General features: G+C 66.2%; 15 protein-coding genes. 5 read left to right on the top strand and 10 right to left on the bottom strand.

The genetic code is table 11. The annotated features are described in order from the left end of the window. Positions 1-81: 81 nt before the first annotated feature. The 8 genes from ACNFH5_RS10355 to arnB are packed head-to-tail and all read right to left on the bottom strand — an operon-like array spanning position 82 to position 8,967. Positions 82-1,464: a UDP-glucose dehydrogenase family protein gene (locus ACNFH5_RS10355; RefSeq protein ID WP_416745695.1), complete on the bottom strand. Its 1,383-nt coding sequence runs from the start codon at positions 1,462-1,464 to the stop codon at positions 82-84. A gap of 40 nt (positions 1,465-1,504) precedes the next feature. Next, a complete protein-coding gene (gene arnF, locus ACNFH5_RS10350) occupies positions 1,505-1,933 on the bottom strand; it encodes a 4-amino-4-deoxy-L-arabinose-phosphoundecaprenol flippase subunit ArnF (protein WP_416745692.1) in 429 nt (142 codons plus the stop codon). Further along, a complete protein-coding gene (gene arnE, locus ACNFH5_RS10345; protein ID WP_017516757.1) occupies positions 1,930-2,274 on the bottom strand; it encodes a 4-amino-4-deoxy-L-arabinose-phosphoundecaprenol flippase subunit ArnE in 345 nt (114 codons plus the stop codon). Before arnE ends, arnF begins: the two co-directional genes overlap by 4 nt. After that, a complete protein-coding gene (gene arnT, locus ACNFH5_RS10340; protein ID WP_416745690.1) occupies positions 2,271-3,917 on the bottom strand; it encodes a lipid IV(A) 4-amino-4-deoxy-L-arabinosyltransferase in 1,647 nt (548 codons plus the stop codon). Before arnT ends, arnE begins: the two co-directional genes overlap by 4 nt. Next, on the bottom strand, positions 3,914-4,801 hold the full coding sequence (arnD, locus tag ACNFH5_RS10335) for a 4-deoxy-4-formamido-L-arabinose-phosphoundecaprenol deformylase (RefSeq protein WP_416746434.1): 888 nt from the start codon (positions 4,799-4,801) through the stop codon (positions 3,914-3,916). Before arnD ends, arnT begins: the two co-directional genes overlap by 4 nt. Further along, positions 4,798-6,819, bottom strand: a complete 2,022-nt coding sequence (gene arnA / locus ACNFH5_RS10330; protein WP_416745688.1) for a bifunctional UDP-4-amino-4-deoxy-L-arabinose formyltransferase/UDP-glucuronic acid oxidase ArnA — start codon at positions 6,817-6,819, stop codon at positions 4,798-4,800. Before arnA ends, arnD begins: the two co-directional genes overlap by 4 nt. Beyond that, a complete protein-coding gene (gene arnC, locus ACNFH5_RS10325) occupies positions 6,816-7,820 on the bottom strand; it encodes an undecaprenyl-phosphate 4-deoxy-4-formamido-L-arabinose transferase (RefSeq protein ID WP_416745686.1) in 1,005 nt (334 codons plus the stop codon). The genes arnA and arnC overlap by 4 nt, the downstream gene beginning before the upstream one ends. A 7-nt stretch (positions 7,821-7,827) precedes the next feature. Further along, complete coding sequence (arnB, locus tag ACNFH5_RS10320; protein ID WP_416745684.1) at positions 7,828-8,967, bottom strand: UDP-4-amino-4-deoxy-L-arabinose aminotransferase; 1,140 nt, start codon at positions 8,965-8,967, stop codon at positions 7,828-7,830. A 278-nt stretch (positions 8,968-9,245) separates the two neighbouring features. On the opposite strand from arnB, the gene ACNFH5_RS10315 reads away from it, so the two are divergent. From ACNFH5_RS10315 to ACNFH5_RS10300, 4 genes are all read left to right on the top strand, one after another. After that, complete coding sequence (locus ACNFH5_RS10315; protein ID WP_416745682.1) at positions 9,246-11,294, top strand: aminotransferase class I/II-fold pyridoxal phosphate-dependent enzyme; 2,049 nt, start codon at positions 9,246-9,248, stop codon at positions 11,292-11,294. A gap of 69 nt (positions 11,295-11,363) precedes the next feature. Next, positions 11,364-12,149: a transporter substrate-binding domain-containing protein gene (locus ACNFH5_RS10310; RefSeq protein WP_416745680.1), complete on the top strand. Its 786-nt coding sequence runs from the start codon at positions 11,364-11,366 to the stop codon at positions 12,147-12,149. A 73-nt stretch (positions 12,150-12,222) separates the two neighbouring features. After that, on the top strand, positions 12,223-12,933 hold the full coding sequence (locus ACNFH5_RS10305; protein WP_015475765.1) for an ABC transporter permease: 711 nt from the start codon (positions 12,223-12,225) through the stop codon (positions 12,931-12,933). 13 nt (positions 12,934-12,946) lie between these two features. After that, positions 12,947-13,696: an ABC transporter permease gene (locus tag ACNFH5_RS10300; RefSeq protein WP_416745678.1), complete on the top strand. Its 750-nt coding sequence runs from the start codon at positions 12,947-12,949 to the stop codon at positions 13,694-13,696. A 103-nt stretch (positions 13,697-13,799) separates the two neighbouring features. Here the strand turns inward: ACNFH5_RS10300 and ACNFH5_RS10295 are convergent, their stop codons facing one another. Then, positions 13,800-14,423 (bottom strand): TetR/AcrR family transcriptional regulator, encoded by a 624-nt coding sequence (locus tag ACNFH5_RS10295; RefSeq protein WP_416745675.1) that lies wholly within the window; start codon positions 14,421-14,423, stop codon positions 13,800-13,802. A 130-nt stretch (positions 14,424-14,553) separates the two neighbouring features. Between ACNFH5_RS10295 and ACNFH5_RS10290 the strand changes: the two genes are divergently transcribed. Then, positions 14,554-15,567 (top strand): succinylglutamate desuccinylase/aspartoacylase domain-containing protein, encoded by a 1,014-nt coding sequence (locus ACNFH5_RS10290; protein WP_416745673.1) that lies wholly within the window; start codon positions 14,554-14,556, stop codon positions 15,565-15,567. Between the two features lie 102 nt (positions 15,568-15,669). Here the strand turns inward: ACNFH5_RS10290 and ACNFH5_RS10285 are convergent, their stop codons facing one another. Further along, positions 15,670-16,113 carry an REP-associated tyrosine transposase gene (locus ACNFH5_RS10285; protein WP_416746432.1) on the bottom strand — a complete coding sequence of 148 codons (444 nt, stop codon included), beginning with the start codon at positions 16,111-16,113 and terminating at the stop codon, positions 15,670-15,672. Between the last annotated feature and the right edge of the window lie 155 nt (positions 16,114-16,268).

The following is a 16,268-nucleotide window of genomic DNA, read 5'->3' as shown; positions in this document are numbered from 1 at the left end:
TGTGTGCGGGTTCGCGAGCAAGCTCGTTCCTACGAAAAGCCGTGTCCTTCCTGTAGGAGCGAGCTTGCTCGCGAATACTCTTCAAGCCGTGCGGCGGTGACGTTGCTCGGCGACCTGTGCCGGTACCGGCAGGCGGTGTGAGTCGCCGCGGCCCATGGGGAAGTATTCGAAGCCGTAGCGCGCCACGCGCTCGGGGTCGAACAGGTTGCGACCGTCGAAGATCACCGGGGACTTCAGGCGGCTGGCCACCAGTTCGAAGTCCGGCGCCTTGAACTGTCGCCACTCGGTGCAGATCACCAGGGCATCGGCGCCGCCGAGGGTGGCTTCCGGAGTGCCCATCAGGGTCAGGCGTTCATCGTGGCCGTACAGGCGTTGCGCTTCGGGCATGGCTTCGGGGTCGAAGGCGCGGACCTTGGCGCCGGCGGCCCACAGGGCCTCCATCAGGGTGCGGCTGGGTGCGTCACGCATGTCGTCGGTATTGGGCTTGAACGACAGGCCCCACAGCGCGAAGGTGCGGCCCTTGAGCTTGCCGCCGTAGTAGCTGCGGATGCGCTCGAACAGCTTGCTCTTCTGCCGCTGGTTCACTGCTTCCACCGCGCGCAGCAGGTCGCTGGAGCAGTGCGCTTCCTCGGCGCTGTGGATCAGGGCCTGGACGTCCTTGGGGAAGCACGAACCGCCATAGCCGCAGCCAGGGTAGATGAAGTGGTAGCCGATGCGCGGGTCGGCGCCCATGCCCTGGCGTACGGCTTCGATGTCGGCGCCCAGGTGCTCGGCCAGCTCGGCCATCTGGTTGATGAAGCTGATCTTGGTGGCGAGCATGCAGTTGGCGGCGTACTTGGTCAGCTCCGCACTGCGCAGGTTCATGCTCAGGATGCGGTCGTGGTTGCGGTTGAACGGCTCGTAGATCTCGCGCATCACGTCCAGCACCTCGGGGCTTTCGCAGCCGATGACGATGCGGTCGGGTTTGCGGCAGTCGGCCAGTGCGGAGCCTTCCTTGAGGAATTCGGGGTTGGAGACGATCTCGAAGTCCAGGCTGCGGCCCTGTTCGGCGAGCACGGCCAGCACCTTGGACTTCACGCGGTCACCGGTGCCCACGGGCACGGTGGACTTCTCGACGATGATCACCGGCTGGGTGCGGTGGCGGGCGATGCCTTCGGCCACCGCCAGCACGGCGCGCAGGTCGGCCGAGCCATCGGGCAGCGGCGGGGTGCCGACGGCGATGAACTGCACGCGGCCGTGGGCGGCGGCCTCGGCGACGTCGCTGGTAAAGCGCAGCCGTCCGGCCTCCAGGTTGTCCTTCACCAGCTCGGCGAGGCCCGGCTCGAAGATGCTGATCTGGCCGCGCTTGAGCTTGGCGATCTTGTCCTCGTCGATGTCCATGCACAGGACGTCGTGGCCCACTTCGGCCATGACCGCAGCCTGCACCAGGCCTACATAACCGATTCCGAATACGCTGATTTTCATGGTCTGCTCTCCCGAAAAGGGACTTGAAGCGGGATTGAGGTCAGTCGAACTGCGCGTGCTCGGAGCGAGCGTCGCTGGGTTTGATGACGGTTGTTCTGTCATGGCGGCGTGGCGCGTTGATCGCGATCACGCCGGCGATTACCAGGGCAACGCCCAGGGTGCGCGGCAGGCTCAGGGGCTCGCCGAGGCCGGGCAGTACGGCGGCGCCGAGGTAGACGAGGGCGTAGCTCAGGCTCAGCCAGGAATAGGCGCGGCTCAGCGGCAGGTGTTTGAGGGCCAGCAGCCAGCAGAGCATCGACAGCGCGTAGGCCAGCACCGCGCCGGCCAGGGCCAGCAGGGCAGGGATGTCGAGCTGTGCCAGGTCGAATGGCCAGTGCGAGGGCAGGCGCGTCATGCTCCAGCGCATGCCCAGCTGCGCACTGCTCACCAGCAGCATGCTGCCCAGGGCGAAAGCGATGCCGCGTTTCATGAGTGCATCCCCAGCAGGGCGACGCCGCCAACGATCAGTGCCACGCCGAACCAGTGGCGGGCATCGATGCGCTCGCCGAACAGGCGGCTCGCCAGCAGCGTCACCAGCACGAAGTTCAGGCTCAGCATCGGGTAGGCGACGCCTACTTCCAGGCGCTGCAGGACCAGCAACCAGAGCAGCAGGCCGCCGCCCAGGCAGGCGATGGCGAGCAGCAGCCAGGGCGAAAGGAGTTTCGCCGCGATGCCGGCCGGCGCATCGCGCCAGCTTTCCACGGCGAATTTCTGCGCCAGTTGGCCCAGGCAGGTAAGCAGGCATACGCAGGCCAGCAGCAGGGCGGTCATGGCGCGGCCTGCGGAATCAGCAGGACCACCAGGTGGTTCTGCCGGTAGCTGATGGCGTCGCTGGGCAGCATCGCCAGTTCGGCTTCATCGCTGGCGCTGTTGACCCGCATGATCACGCCGATGGAGCCCTCGGCGCGGGCGCGGTCGACCCAGGCATGGATACTTTCGGGGGGGATGCTGCGCCCCTGGCCTTCGGGATAGCCCAGGCCGAACTTCAGCTCGCCTTCGGTGTTGAACAACGTGATGTCGCTGCGCTGGGTGCGCCAGGCCAGCGCGGTGGCGGCGCCCAGGTCATTGCTCAGCAGGCTGCGGGCGCCCTTGAGCTGGTCGAGGTGCTCGGCGATGAACTGGTCGGGCATCTTGCTGTTGACCATCTTGTTCGGCATCGCATTGGGCACCAGGGCCACCAGCAGCCAGGCAGCGAAGGCCGGGGCTGCCCAGAAGCGACTGGGCCGCAGCAGTTGCAGCAGGCCGGCAAGCAGCCAGGCGATGCAGACCAGGGTGATCATCAGGATGCTGGGCAGTTCGTCGTGGTACTGCGGGTGGCGGGCCTGCATGAACAGCAGGCCGGCCAGGGCGCTGCTGCCCAGCAGCAGGTTGAGCGCGCCGTTGAGTTTCAGGGTGATCAGCTTGCGCTGCTGCAGCGCACGGCCGAGGGCGTCGGCCATCAGCAGGGCGAGCGGAGCGAAGCACGGCATGATGTAGGTCGGCAGCTTGCCCTTGGCCAGGCTGAAGAACAGGAAGGGCATGACGAACCACAGCAGAAGGAACAGCAGCTTCGAGTCGCGCCAGCCTTTCATCCCGTTGCGTAGGGCCGGGAAGATCAGCACCGCCCAGGGCAGCGCACTGGCGAACAGCAGCGGCACGAAGAACCAGATCGGCCGGCCGTGCTGGGCGTCGTCAGCGGCGAAGCGGCGGATGTGCTCGTGCCAGAAGAAGAAGTCCCAGAACTCCGGTTCGCGGGCATTGATCAGCAGCGCCCAGGGGGCGGCGACCAGCGCGGCGACCAGCACCGCGAGCGGGCCGTAGCGCAGCAGCTCGCCGACGCGTTTCTGCAGCACGGCGTAGGGCAGGCCGACGAGGACCGGCAGCAGGAAGGCGAGGAAGCCCTTGGTCATGAAGCCTAAGGCACAGGCCGCGCCCAGCAGGCTCCAGGCAGCGAAGCGACCGCGCGCGGTTCTGGCGTCGAAGGCGAACCACAGGGCGCCGAGGCTGAGGTTCACACACAGGGTGAATTGCGGGTCGAGGTTGGCGTAACCGGCCTGCCCGGCGATCAGCCCGAAGCTCAGGTACAGCACGCCCGCGGCCCAGGTGCGGCGTGGGTCATTCCACAGCCGGTGGGCGACCAGCAGTACCAGCAGGGTACTCAGCGCGGTGACCAGCGCCGAGGCGAAGCGCACGCCGAACAGGTTCTGGCCGAACACCGCCTGGCTGGCTGCGATCAGCCAGTAGCCGCCGGTGGGCTTCTCGAAGTAGCGCAGGCCGAGCAGGTGCGGGGAAACCCAGTCGCCGCTCTGCAGCATGGCCTGGCTGATCTGCGCATTGCGCGACTCGTCGGGAATCCACAGGCCGTGGAAAGCCATCGGCAGCAGAATGCACAGCACGAAAGCGGCGAGCAGCGTCGGGTAGGCCAGGCGGTTCATGCGCGCTGCACCCCCAGCCAGCCTTCGCGGCCGGCCAGTTCGCCGCGTACCAGGCTGGCGATGGGCAGGGTGGTCGGATCGTCCGGCAGCAATCGGCCCAGCGGGACGAAACGGATGCCGCCGGCCCGTGCCTGGGCCAGCAAGCGGCGGAAGTCGTGAGCCATGAGAATGCCTTCGACCTCGGCGTGAATGGTGTACACGTTCAAGGCGTCCATGTCGAAGCGGGAAAGGATGTAGTCGTTGAAGGCGGATGGAGCCACTTGTGGGCCGACGACTTCGTCGAAGGTGGGCATGTCCACCGGGATCTGCGGGGTGCCAGCGCGGCCGTCGGCCAGGCGCGGGCGGAACAGAGAGCAGCCCCGGCAATCGCTGTTGTAGCGAAAGCCGAAGCGCTCCTTGGCTTCCACGGTGCGTTCGTCGGCACGCCAGCCGGCCACCGCCGAACACTCCACCGGGTTGCCGAGGATGTCAGCGAGGGTGTCCACGCCACGGCGAATCTGTTGCTCCAGTTGCTGCACGCTCCAGCGGCCGGCATTGGCCTGCCAGCCGTGGTGGTCCCAGGCATGCAGGCCAACTTCATGGCCGGCATCCTGGGCGCGTCGCATCAGGTGGCCCAGGTCGCGGCCGATCGGCTTGCCCGGCCAGGCGGTGCCGGCCAGCAGGATGTCCCAGCCGTATAGCCCGGCGGCGTTGGAGCGCAGCATCTTCCACAGGAACTGCGGGCGGATCAGGCGCCACAGGTGCCGGCCCATATTGTCGGGGCCGACGCTGAAGAAGAAGGTCGCCTTGACGTCGGCTTCCTCGAGCATGTCCAGCAACCGCGGCACGCCATCACGGGTGCCACGGTAGGTGTCGACGTCGATGCGCAGGCCCGCTCTCATCAGGCGATGCTTTTCTTCAGCGGAAAGGCGTGGGGTTGGGCGCCGGAGCGCTCGGCCAAGGCTTCACGGAGGAAGAAGTCCAGGGTCTTGCCGATGGTGGCGGAGAGCTCCACGCTTGGCTGCCAGTTCAGCAGGCGCCGGGCGTTCTCGATGCTCGGCTTGCGGTGCGACACGTCCTGGTAGCCGTCGCCATAGAAGCTGCGGCTCTCCACTTCGCGGAAGCCGGCGAAGGGCGGGAACTGGTCGCGCAGCGGGTGGGCCTCGAACTGGCGCAGCAGCTCTTCGCCCAACTGGCGGATGCTGGCTTCGTTGTCCGGGTTGCCGATGTTGACGATCTGCCCGTCGCAGCGGCTACCCTCGTTGTCGATGATGCGCGCCAGCGCCTCGATGCCGTCGTCCACGTCGGTGAAGCAGCGCTTTTGCTCGCCGCCGTCGACCAGGCGGATCGGGGTACCTTCCACCAGGTGCAGGATCAGCTGGGTGATGGCGCGGGAGCTGCCGATACGGGCCGAGTCCAGGCGGTCCAGGCGCGGGCCCATCCAGTTGAAGGGGCGGAACAGGGTGAACTTCAGGCCCTTCTGGCCGTAGGCCCAGATGACGCGGTCGAGCAGTTGCTTGGAGACCGAGTAGATCCAGCGTTGCTTGTTGATCGGGCCGACGATGAGGTTGGACTTGTCCTCGTCGAAGTTGGCGTCGGTGCACATGCCGTACACCTCCGAAGTGGAGGGGAAGATCACGCGCTTGTTGTACTTCACGCAGTAGCGGACCAGCTTGAGGTTTTCCTCGAAGTCCAGCTCAAACACGCGCAGCGGGTTGCGGGTGTATTCGATGGGCGTGGCGATGGCCACCAGCGGCAGGACCACGTCGCATTTCTTGATGTGGTATTCGATCCACTCGGTGTGGATGCTGATGTCGCCTTCGACGAAGTGGAAGTCCGGGTTGCCCTTCAGGCGTTCGATGGCGTCGGAGCCGATGTCCAGGCCGTAGACCTCGTAGTTGCCGTCGCGCAGCAGGCGCTCGGAGAGGTGGTTGCCGATGAAACCGTTGACGCCAAGGATCAGCACGCGGGTCTTGCGCTTGGGTTTGCCGACTGCGCCGTGCAGACGCGAGCCATCCACCAGGCCCATCTCGCGGGCCAGTTGCGGGCCGGCGAGGAACAGGCCGCTGTCGTTCTGCTGGCCGGAGAGGATTTCCAGCGAGTCTTCGCCGCAGGCGATGCGCAGCGGGTCGACCGACAGGACCGAACCGGGTGCCATGCCGTTGTTGCCGGCGGCGACGCGCGAACTCCAGACGATCAGCTTGCGATCACCCACCGGGGCAAAGGCGCCCGGATAGGGCTGGGTCACGGCGCGGACCAGGTTGTGCAGTTCGCGGGCCGGGCGCTTCCAGTCGATCAGGCCGTCCGCCGGGGTGCGGCGACCGAAATAGCTGGCGCGGGATTCGTCCTGGGCGACTTCCTGCAGCTCACCACGGGCCAGGCGCGGCAGGGCGGAGGCGAGCAGCTCGCGGGTGGCCTCGCGCAGCTTGCCGTGCAGCACCAGGGCGGTGTCGTCGGCGCCGATGACGACGCTCTGCTGGGCGAGGATGCCGCCGGCATCGGCGCGTTTGACCATGCGGTGCAGGGTCACGCCGGTCTCGGTTTCGCCGTTGACCAGCACCCAGTTGGCCGGGGCGCGGCCACGGTAGCGCGGCAGCAGCGAACCGTGCAGGTTGTAGGCGCCTTTGGTGGCGCAGGCCAGCAGCTCTTCGCTGAGCAGGTGGCGGTAGTAGAAAGAGAAGATGTACTGCGGCTGCAGCTCGCGAATGCGCGCGACCCACAGCGGGTGGTTGACGTCTTCCGGTGCATGCACCGGGATGCCCAGGCGCGCGCAGAGCTGCGCGACCGAGCCGTAGAAGCGGTTTTCCTTGGGATCGTCGGCGTGGGTGAAGACGGCGTCGATCTGGTAACCGGCGGCGAGCAGTGCCTCGATGCCGGCGCAGCCGAAGTCGTGGTAGGCGAAGACGATGGTCTGCTGGGTCATGGCTGGATGGACTCGAAGGAAGGGGAAGAAGAGGAAATCTGCGGGCGCGATGCATCAGCGCGGACGATGCGCTCGATGAAGAAGCGGGGACGGGCGCGCACGTCGTTGTACATGCGCCCCAGGTACTCGCCGAGCAGGCCCATGCCGACCAGCTGCACGCCGGTGAACATGAACAGCACGGCGAACAGCACGAACACCCCGTGACCGGCCCAGGCGGCGCCGAACAGCAGGCGCAGCACCAGCAGCATCAGCGCGAAGGCGAAGCCGGCCACCGCCATGCCGCCGCCGACGAAGGACAGCAGGCGCAGCGGCGAGGTGGTCATGCAGGTGACCAGGTCGAACATCAGGTTGATCAGGCGCAGGAAGTCGTACTTCGACTCGCCGTGCTCGCGCTCGGCGTGGGCGACGAGGATCTCGCTGGTGTGGCGGGCGAAGCTGTTGGCCAGGATCGGGATGAAGGTGCTGCGCTCGCGGCAGGCGAGCATCGCCTTGACGATGCTCGTGCGGTAGGCGCGCAGCATGCAGCCGTAGTCGTTCATCGCCACGCCGGTGGAGCGCTGCACCGCGAGGTTGATCAGCTTCGACGGCCAGCGGCGCAGGGCGGAGTCCTGGCGTTGCTGGCGCACGCTGCCGACCACGTCGTAGCCCTTGGCGGCTTCGGCCACCAGGCGCGGGATTTCTTCCGGGGGGTTCTGCAGGTCAGCGTCGAGGGTGATCACCAGGTCGCCCTGGCACTGCTCGAAGCCGGCCATGATCGCGGCGTGCTGGCCATAGTTGCGGTTGAGGATCACCGCCACCACGTGACTGCCGGGCGCCTCGGCGGCTTCCTGCAACAGCTCGGCGGAGCTGTCGCGGCTGCCGTCGTCGATCAGCACGATCTCGTAGTCGCGGCCCAGCTGTTCGCAGGCGGAGGTGGTGCGGCGCAGCAGCTCGGGCAGGCTGGCCTCTTCGTTGTACACCGGGATGACGATGGACACGCGGTGGATCGGATAGGGTTTCACGGTGGCGTTACCGAAGCAGGGTTTCGATGGCGTCGACCACGCGGTCCTGGTCGGCCTGGGTCATATCGGGGAACAGCGGGATGGAGACGATCCGCGAGGAGTTCCATTCGGTGTTCGGCAGTTGCACGCGCGGATAGCGCTGGCGGTAGTAGCTGTGCAGGTGACTGCCGATGAAGTGGATGCCGGTGCCGATGCCGCGCTGTTGCAGGCCCTGCATGAAGGCGTCGCGGTCGATGCCGCAGCGCTCCTGGTCGATGCGCAGGATGTACAGGTGCCAGGCGTGGTGTTGCGGGTAGTCCGGCAGCGCCAGCGGCTCTGCAGGCAGATGCGCCAGGCGCTCGGCATAGGCCTTGGCCAGCTCGGCGCGGCGGGCGTTGATCGCTTCGAGCCGGGGCAATTGGGCGAGGGCGATGGCCGCGTTGATGTCGGTCAGGTTGTACTTGAAGCCCGGCTCCACCACCTGCGCCTGCGGCTTGCGGCCGTGGGTCAGGCGGTCGTAGGCGTCGACGCCCAGGCCGTGGAATTTCAGGGTGCGCACGCGGTTGGCGAGGGCCTCGTCATCGGTGACGAACATGCCACCCTCGGCGCAGGTGAGGTTCTTGATCGCGTGGAAGGAGAAGATCGCGGTGCCGCGCTGGCCCACCGGGCGGCCGCGGTAAAGAGTACCGGCGGCGTGGGCGGCGTCCTCGATCACGGCGATACCGTGGCGCAGGGCGAGCTCATCGATCGGGTCCATGTCGCAGGCGGCGCCGGCGTAGTGCACAGGGATGATGGCGCGGGTGCGCGGGGTGATCGCGGCTTCGATACGGGCGGCGTCGGTCATCAGGGTGTCGCGGTCGACATCGACGAACACCGGCGTGGCGCCCAGCAGGCTGATCATGTTGACGGTGGATACCCAGGTCTGCGACGGAGTGATCACTTCGTCGCCCGGGCCGATGCCCAGGGCCATCAGCGCCAGGTGCATGCCGCCGGTGGCGGAAGACAGCGCCACGGCGTGGCGGCAGCCGATCGACTCGGCGAAGCGTTGCTCCAGTTCGGCGTTCTTCGGCCCGGTGGTGATCCAGCCCGAGCGCAGGACTTCGTTGACTGCCTGGATCTCCTCCTCGCCAATGCTGGGGCGGGAGAAGGGGAGGAAGGGCGTTTCCATGTGGTGTTCCAAAGGCCGTGCCGGCTCTGTCAGGGAGTAAGAGAACGCTACTGGGAAGTTCGTTAAGAAGGCGTTAAGTGGATGTCGGGTTTCCGTTGGTCGGGCGAACATGCGACATGAAGCACCCGAAGGTGGGCGGGAAGATGGATGAACTATCTGAAAACGACGTAGGACTTGTCGCGAATCGCTGTTGAACACTCGTTCATCCTTGGCTATGGTGGCCCCACGCTCCTGCGGACCCTTCGCAGGACATTCCGTCATTCGGATGAGGCCCTTGCATGCGTTATTCGTCGCTTGTGGACAGGATGGTCGGACCCGGCGTTGCCGCCTGGGACATTCACTACGCCGCCATCGCCGCCCAGCGCGCCGGCCGCGACGTGATCGTGCTCAGCGTCGGCGACCCGGATTTCGCAACCCCGGACTTCATCACCGATGCCGCCATTTCCGCGTTGCGCGACGGCGACACGCATTACAGCGACGTGGCCGGCAAGCCCGCGCTGCGCCAGGCGATTGCCGCCCTGCATGAACGACGATTCGGCCAAAAGGTGGCCGCCGAGAACATCATCGTTGTCGCCGGCGCGCAGAACGGTTTGTTCGCCGCCGCCATGTGCCTGCTGGAGAAGGGCGACGAAGTCATCACCTTCGACCCCGTCTACGTCACCTACGAAGCCACGCTGAAAGCCACCGGTGCCGTGCTGGTCGGCGTTCCGACCCGCCCGGAGAATGGCTTCCGCCCGCTGGCCGCCGATATCGCCGCGGCGATCACTCCGCGCACCAAGGCGATCTTCCTGGCCAACCCGAGCAACCCCACCGGCGTGGTGCTCAGCCGCGACGAGCTGCTGGCCATTGCCGCGTTGGCCGAGGCACACGACCTCTGGGTGGTGGTGGACGAGGTCTACGAGGGGCTGACGTTCGAGCGCGAGCACCAGAGCTTCGCCGCATTACCGGGCATGGCCGAGCGCACCCTGAGCATCGGCAGCCTGTCGAAATCCCACGCCATGACTGGCTGGCGCACGGGCTGGATAGTCGCCAACCCGACGCTGGTCGGGCACCTGGAAAACCTCGCGCTGAACATGTTCTACGGCCTGCCGGGCTTTGTGCAGGAGGCCGCGCTCGCGGCGGTGGAGCGCCACGATGAAGTGGTGTCGGCGATGCGCGAAATCTACCGCCGCCGCCGTGACCTGGTGGTCGCTGCGCTGAGCGACTGCCCGCGGGTGAAGGTGCTGTCGCCGGAAGCCGGGATGTTCGTCCTGGTGGATGTGCGTGAGACCGGGCTCAGCTCGCTGGATTTTTCCTGGCAGCTGTTCCATGCCACCGGCGTCTCGGTGCTCGATGCGGCGGCCTTCGGCCCGCAGGCGCAGGGTTTCGTGCGGCTGTCATTCGGGCTGAGCGACGAGAGCATGGCGGAGGCCTGCGCGCGGATCATCCGCTTCGTCGAATCGCTTCCCGCAAGTGCCGAATCAACTGTAGGAGCGAGCTTGCTCGCGAACGCTCTTGATGTTTCTGACGCTGCGGCTGGTTCGCGAGCAAGCTCGCTCCTACAGGAGCAGCCCGCCACTAAGCCGGTGATCGAGGTGCGCGATATCCACAAGCGCTTCGGCGACTTCGAAGTGCTCAAGGGCGTTTCGCTGTCGGCGTGCGAGGGCGAGGTGATCTCGCTGATCGGCGCCAGCGGCTCGGGCAAGAGCACCCTGCTGCGCTGCATCAACATGCTGGAGATTCCCAACCAGGGTTCGGTCACCGTCAACGGCGAGACCATCGGCCTGACCCAGAACCGCCATGGCGAGCCGCAGGTCGCCGACCAGAAGCAGCTCACGCGCATTCGCTCGCAGCTGGGCATGGTGTTCCAGAGCTTCAACCTGTGGCCGCACCGCACCGTGCTGGAGAACCTGATCGAGGCACCGACCTTCGTCCTCCACGAGAGCAAGGCCGAGGCCCGCGAACGCGCCGAGGCGCTGCTGGAGCGCGTCGGCCTGGCCGAGAAGCGCCATGAGTACCCGGCGTTCCTTTCCGGCGGCCAGCAGCAGCGCGTGGCCATTGCTCGTGCGCTGGCCGTGCGGCCGAAAGTGATGTTGTTCGACGAGCCGACCTCGGCGCTGGACCCGGAGCTGGTGGGCGAAGTGCTGAAGGTGATCCGCTCGCTGGCAGAGGAGGGGCGCACCATGATCCTGGTTACCCACGAAATGGCCTTCGCCCGCGACGTTTCCAGCCATGTGGCGTTCCTGCACAAGGGGCTGATCGAGGAAGAGGGCACCGCTGAGGAGGTCTTCTCGCGGCCGCGCAGCGAGCGCTGCCGGCAGTTCGTCAACGCGCACCAGAATCGCTGACCGATGCCGCGCTGTCGGCGCATCGATGAGCGTGACCCAACACTAAATAAAACAATGCAGGGGATCACGATGAACAAGAAAGGTCTGTGCAATCTGATGGTGGGTGCAGCGATGCTGGTGGCCGGCGTGGCGAGCGCCCAGGCCGAGACGATCCGCTTCGCCCTGGCCGCCGAACCCTATCCGCCGTTCTCGCAGAAGCAGCCCGATGGCAGCTGGGTCGGCTTCGAGCCGGACCTGATCCACAAGGTCTGCGCCGAGATGAAGGCGACCTGCGAGATCGACGAAGTGGCCTGGGACGGCATCATCCCGGCGCTGCTGGCGAAGAAGATCGACGTGATCTTCAACTCCCTGTCGATCACCGACGAGCGCGAGAAGCAGATCGCCTTCAGTCGCCCCTACTACGACACCCCGGTGGCCGTCGCCGCGCCCCAGGCGGTGGATGTGCAGATCAGCCCCGAGGGTCTGAAGGGCAAGGCTATCGGCGTGCAGATATCCACCGTCAGCTCCAACTACCTGAAGAAGTACTACGAGAAGATCGCCGACGTGCGCTACTACGACACCCAGGACTCGGTGAACGCCGACCTGGTTGCCGGGCGCATCGACCTGATGATGGCTGATGGCATTGCCGTGGCGTCCTTCGTCAAATCGCCGGACGCCCAGGCGGCCGGCATCGTCAACAAGGGCGAGGTGAAGTACGACCCACTGTTCGGCCGTGGCGTCGGCGCCGGTCTGCGCAAGGGCGATACGGAGCTGAAGGCGAAGATGGACGAGGCCATCGGCAAGCTGCTCGCCAGCGATGACTACAAAGCGCTGTCGGACAAGTACTTCGGCATGAGTGTCGCGCCCAAGCAGTGATCCCGGTGTGAGCTGGACCCGTGCCCGCTGCGGGCACGGGGTTGACCCTGAGCCTCCTATCCTGGAGACGGCCATGCAAAGCATCTTCGACCTGATCGGCTTCGGCCCTACCGGCTGGGGCCCGGCCCTGCTCAAGGGGCTGCTGGTCACCCTGCAGATTTCCGTCGGCGCCTTCCTCGTCGGCCTGCTGATCGGCCTGGCCGCGGCCAGCGCCAAGATCGGCGGACCGCGCCCACTGGCGATGCTCGCGCGCGGCTACACCACACTGTGCCGGGCGGTGCCGGAACTGCTGCTGATCCTGCTGCTGTTCTACGTCGGCTCCATGGGCCTGAACCAGTTCTTCGAGTGGCTGGGCTACGGCCAGGTGAAGCTCAACGGCATGATGGTGGCCATCGTCGTGCTCGGCCTGGTGCAGGGCGCCTACGCCTCGGAAATCTTCCGTGGCGCGATTCAATCGATTCCCTATGGCCAGATCGAGGCGGCGCGCGCCTACGGCATGCACGGCTTCGGTCTGTTCCGCCGGGTGACGTTGCCGATGATGGCGCCCAACGCGCTGGCCGGCATGGCCAACCTGTGGGTCAACCTGATCAAGGACAGTGCGCTGATCAGCGTGGTGGGCACCAACGAGCTGCTCTACACCGCCAAGCAGGCTGCCGGCTCGACCCGTCACTACCTGACCTTCTACCTCACCGCGGCGGCGCTGTATTACGTGCTCACCGTGCTTTCCAACCTGTTCGCGGGCTACCTGGAGCGGCGCTTCCGCCGCTGGATTCCGGCGGTCTGAGCGAGGCGCGGCGATGAACGAACACTGGCTATTCGTCTACGGTGCCCTGTTGCTCAAGGGCCTGGGCACCACCCTGGTGATCCTGCTGATTTCCGCCACGCTGGGCTTCGTGCTCGCACTGGCTGTGGCATTGGCGCGGATGTCGCGCAACTTCCTCGTCTCGCGCCTGGCGCTGGCGTACACCAGCGTGATTCGCGGCACGCCACTGCTGGTGCAGATCTACATCTTCTACTACGGCCTGGGCAGCTTGTTCGCGCAGTTCCCGCTGATCCGCGGCAGCTTTCTCTGGCCGTATTTGCGCGATGGCCTCTGGTACATCGTGATCGCACTGATCCTCTCGGTCGGCGCCTACGTCGGCGAGGTGGTTCGCGGCGGCCTGAAGGCCGTGCCGCGCGGTGAGTTGGAGGCCGCTTCGGCATTCGGCATGAACCGCACGCTGGTGCTCTATCGCGTGTGGCTGCCGCGGGCGATCCGCCTGCTGCTGCCGACCCTGGCGGGGGAGAGCGTGATGCTCCTCAAGTCCACCGCACTGGCCTCCACCATCGCCGTGGTTGACCTGCTCGGCGCGGCCAACGTGGTACGCGCGCAGACCTTCCAGGTGTATGAGCCGCTGCTGCTGGTGGCGGCGATCTACGTCTGCCTGACCTTCATCATCGAGGCGCTGTTCGCCGTGCTGGAGCGCGCCACGCCGGTTCGCCGCGAGGTGCAGAAGCCGGCGCAGCGATCATGGTTGGGCAAACGCAGGGCAAGGACGGCAGTTTGATAATGCATAGTTCGCCTTACGATCTTGCGAGCTAGCTAGAGCTGGATCAGGCGGGCGGCGCTCAACGACATCCAGCCGACGCGCAGCAGATCGTCGCCAAACCTCAGGCGTAGGCGCCGCGGCGGAGCCCTTCCACCCAGCAGCGGCTGAGTTCGAGGCCGTCGGCGGCGCTGAAGTTGGTCGGGTTCAGGCACCACTCCAGCCACAGTCCGTCGAGCATGGCGGAGAGGCCGATGGCGGCGAGGCGCGGGCGCGCCACGCGGAACCCCTCGGCGCTGGCGAGCTGGCTGATGAGGTTTTCCAGGATGGCGAGGTAGCTGTGGTAGCCGCGCTCGTGCGCTTCGTTCACCGGCGGCGAGTGGCGGATCAGGCTCCAGAACACTACCCAGGGGCTGAGCAGATCCGGGTCCAGCACCTGGGGTGAGAAGGAGCCGGTGAGGAAGGCTTCCATGCGCGCGGCAGGGTCGTTGCCGACCGCATCGACCTGTTGGTAGAGCGCCTGGGTGACCTCGCTGGCGAGGGTTTCGTAGGCCTGGGCGACCAGCGCGTCGATGCTGCCGAAGTGGTGGTTCACCAGGCCCACGGCGACGCCGGCTTCCTTGGCGATGCGGCGCACCGAGATGCCCGCGTGACCATCTGCGACCAGGCACTTGAGGCAGGCGCGCACGAGGTGATCGCGGCGTTCCTCGGGTGTGGCGCGCTGGGCTTTCTGGCGGGGGATATCCAAGGGCGGGCGTCCTGTGTTGCGTGGTGCCGGTACGCGGCGAACGGTTTCGATACTAGGAGGCGACGAAGAAGATTTCCACGGGCCTTTTGGATAGAGCGCAGACAGAGACCAGACAGAGGAGAGAGCACAGATGATCGAGGACGTATCCTTTGCCGTACCCGGTGATTCCGGTGCCGAGCTGCGCGTACGTGCGTGGCGTATCGACGGCGGCAGGCCGGGGCCAAAGGTGCACTTGCAGGCTGGCGTGCACGCCGATGAAATAGCCGGGATGCTGGTGCTTCACCAGCTGCTGCCGCGCCTGCGCGATGCCGCCGAGCGCGGCGTGCTCAATGGCAGCGTGACGCTTGTGCCGCAGGCCAATCCCATCGGTATCGGGCAGTTCCGCCAGGGACGGATTCTCGGTCGAAACCACGACGCGACCTCGCGCAATTTCAATCGTGGCTTCATCGCCTCGGCTGCCGCCAGCGGCACCCTGGACAACCTCACGCAGTGGCAGAAGCGCCTGGCCGAACTGGCCGCGCCGGCGGACATCGTGCTCGACCTGCACACCGACGACGAGGCGTTGCAGTACGTCTACATCCACGAGTGCTTCTGGCCGGCCGCGCAGGACCTTGCCGCCGCGCTGCACGCGAAGCTGGCGATCATCTGGGAAGGCGATGGCGACGGCGCGTTCGAAGAGGTAGTGATCGCCCCGTGGCTGGCCGAGCAGCGCTTCGCCGGGCGCCTGGTGGCGACCGTCGAGCTGCGTGGCCAGGGCGACGTCAGCGACGCGCTGGCGCAGCAGGATGCCGATGGCCTGTACCGCTTCCTCGGCGCCCGTGGCGTGGTCACCGATGCCGGGCCATTGCCGGACTGGAAGGGCGTCGCTACGCCCATGGGGTTCATGGAAACCGTGTTTGCACCGGCTGCCGGCGTGCTGGTGTTCGAGCGTGAGTTGGGCGAGTACATCGAGGCGGGCGAGCGCTTTGCGCGCATCGTTTCGCGCCCTGGCGACACAAGCAGTGAGCACATCCTGCGGGCGCCGCAGAGTGGATTGTTCGCCACCCGTTACCGTGACCGGCTGATTCCCCAGGGGGCTATCGCGGGCAAGTTTACCGGCACAGCGCCTTCGAGCACCTGGAGTGCCGGGGCTCTCGATCCGTAGCGCCGAACTGCTTTTGCTTTTCTGTAGGAGCGAGCTTGCTCGCGAACAGCTCCCGCTGCGAAGCCTGGGTTCGCGAGCAAGCTCGCTCCTACAGGCTATGCGTTACAACCAGACAGCGTTCCAGAAGGGATAATCACGAAGTGATTTGACCAGTCCTGCGCGCAAGGGATTGGCGACCAGATAGCGGGCTGCGGCTTTCAGGTCTTCGTCACGGCGTAGAGCGTGGTCGTGATAGCCCGATTGCCAGACTTTGCCCGTGCGCTTCAGTGCTTTGTTGAGCGAGATTGCGGTAAGAGATTTCAGCCGCCGCATGAAGTCACTCAATGAGTCGTTTTCGAGCTGGACCAGGCAGTGAAAATGATCTGGCATCAATACCCAGGCGAGGAGATCGGCGTGCGCCTCGTTGTGGAGTCCTCGGGCGGCTGCGCAGCACGCACTCCAATCCCGGAATAGCAGCTCGCGCTGATGAGTGACCGTGGTAACAAAGTAGACCTGCCCTGGAATCGAGAAACGTCCGCTGCGCAAATCCTTGCCGTGAAAACTCATCGCCAGTTCCTCAGGGAAGCCAGCGTCAAAAATCGCAGAGGAGGTGGGGCCTGCCTGTAGGAGCGAGCTTGCTCGCGAACCGGTGGGGTGCGGGTCGCGCGCCCGCGCGCTCCGACCAAAAGCCCGGGCCGGGAAAATAAAAAGCCCCCCCACGG

Origin of the sequence: Pseudomonas sp. NY15435 (assembly GCF_048068295.1) — a bacterium.
In the GTDB taxonomy this organism is placed as follows: Bacteria; Pseudomonadota; Gammaproteobacteria; order Pseudomonadales; family Pseudomonadaceae; genus Pseudomonas.
The sequence above is the reverse complement of the archived record's forward strand: the minus strand, read 5'-3'. Positions and strand labels throughout refer to the sequence as shown.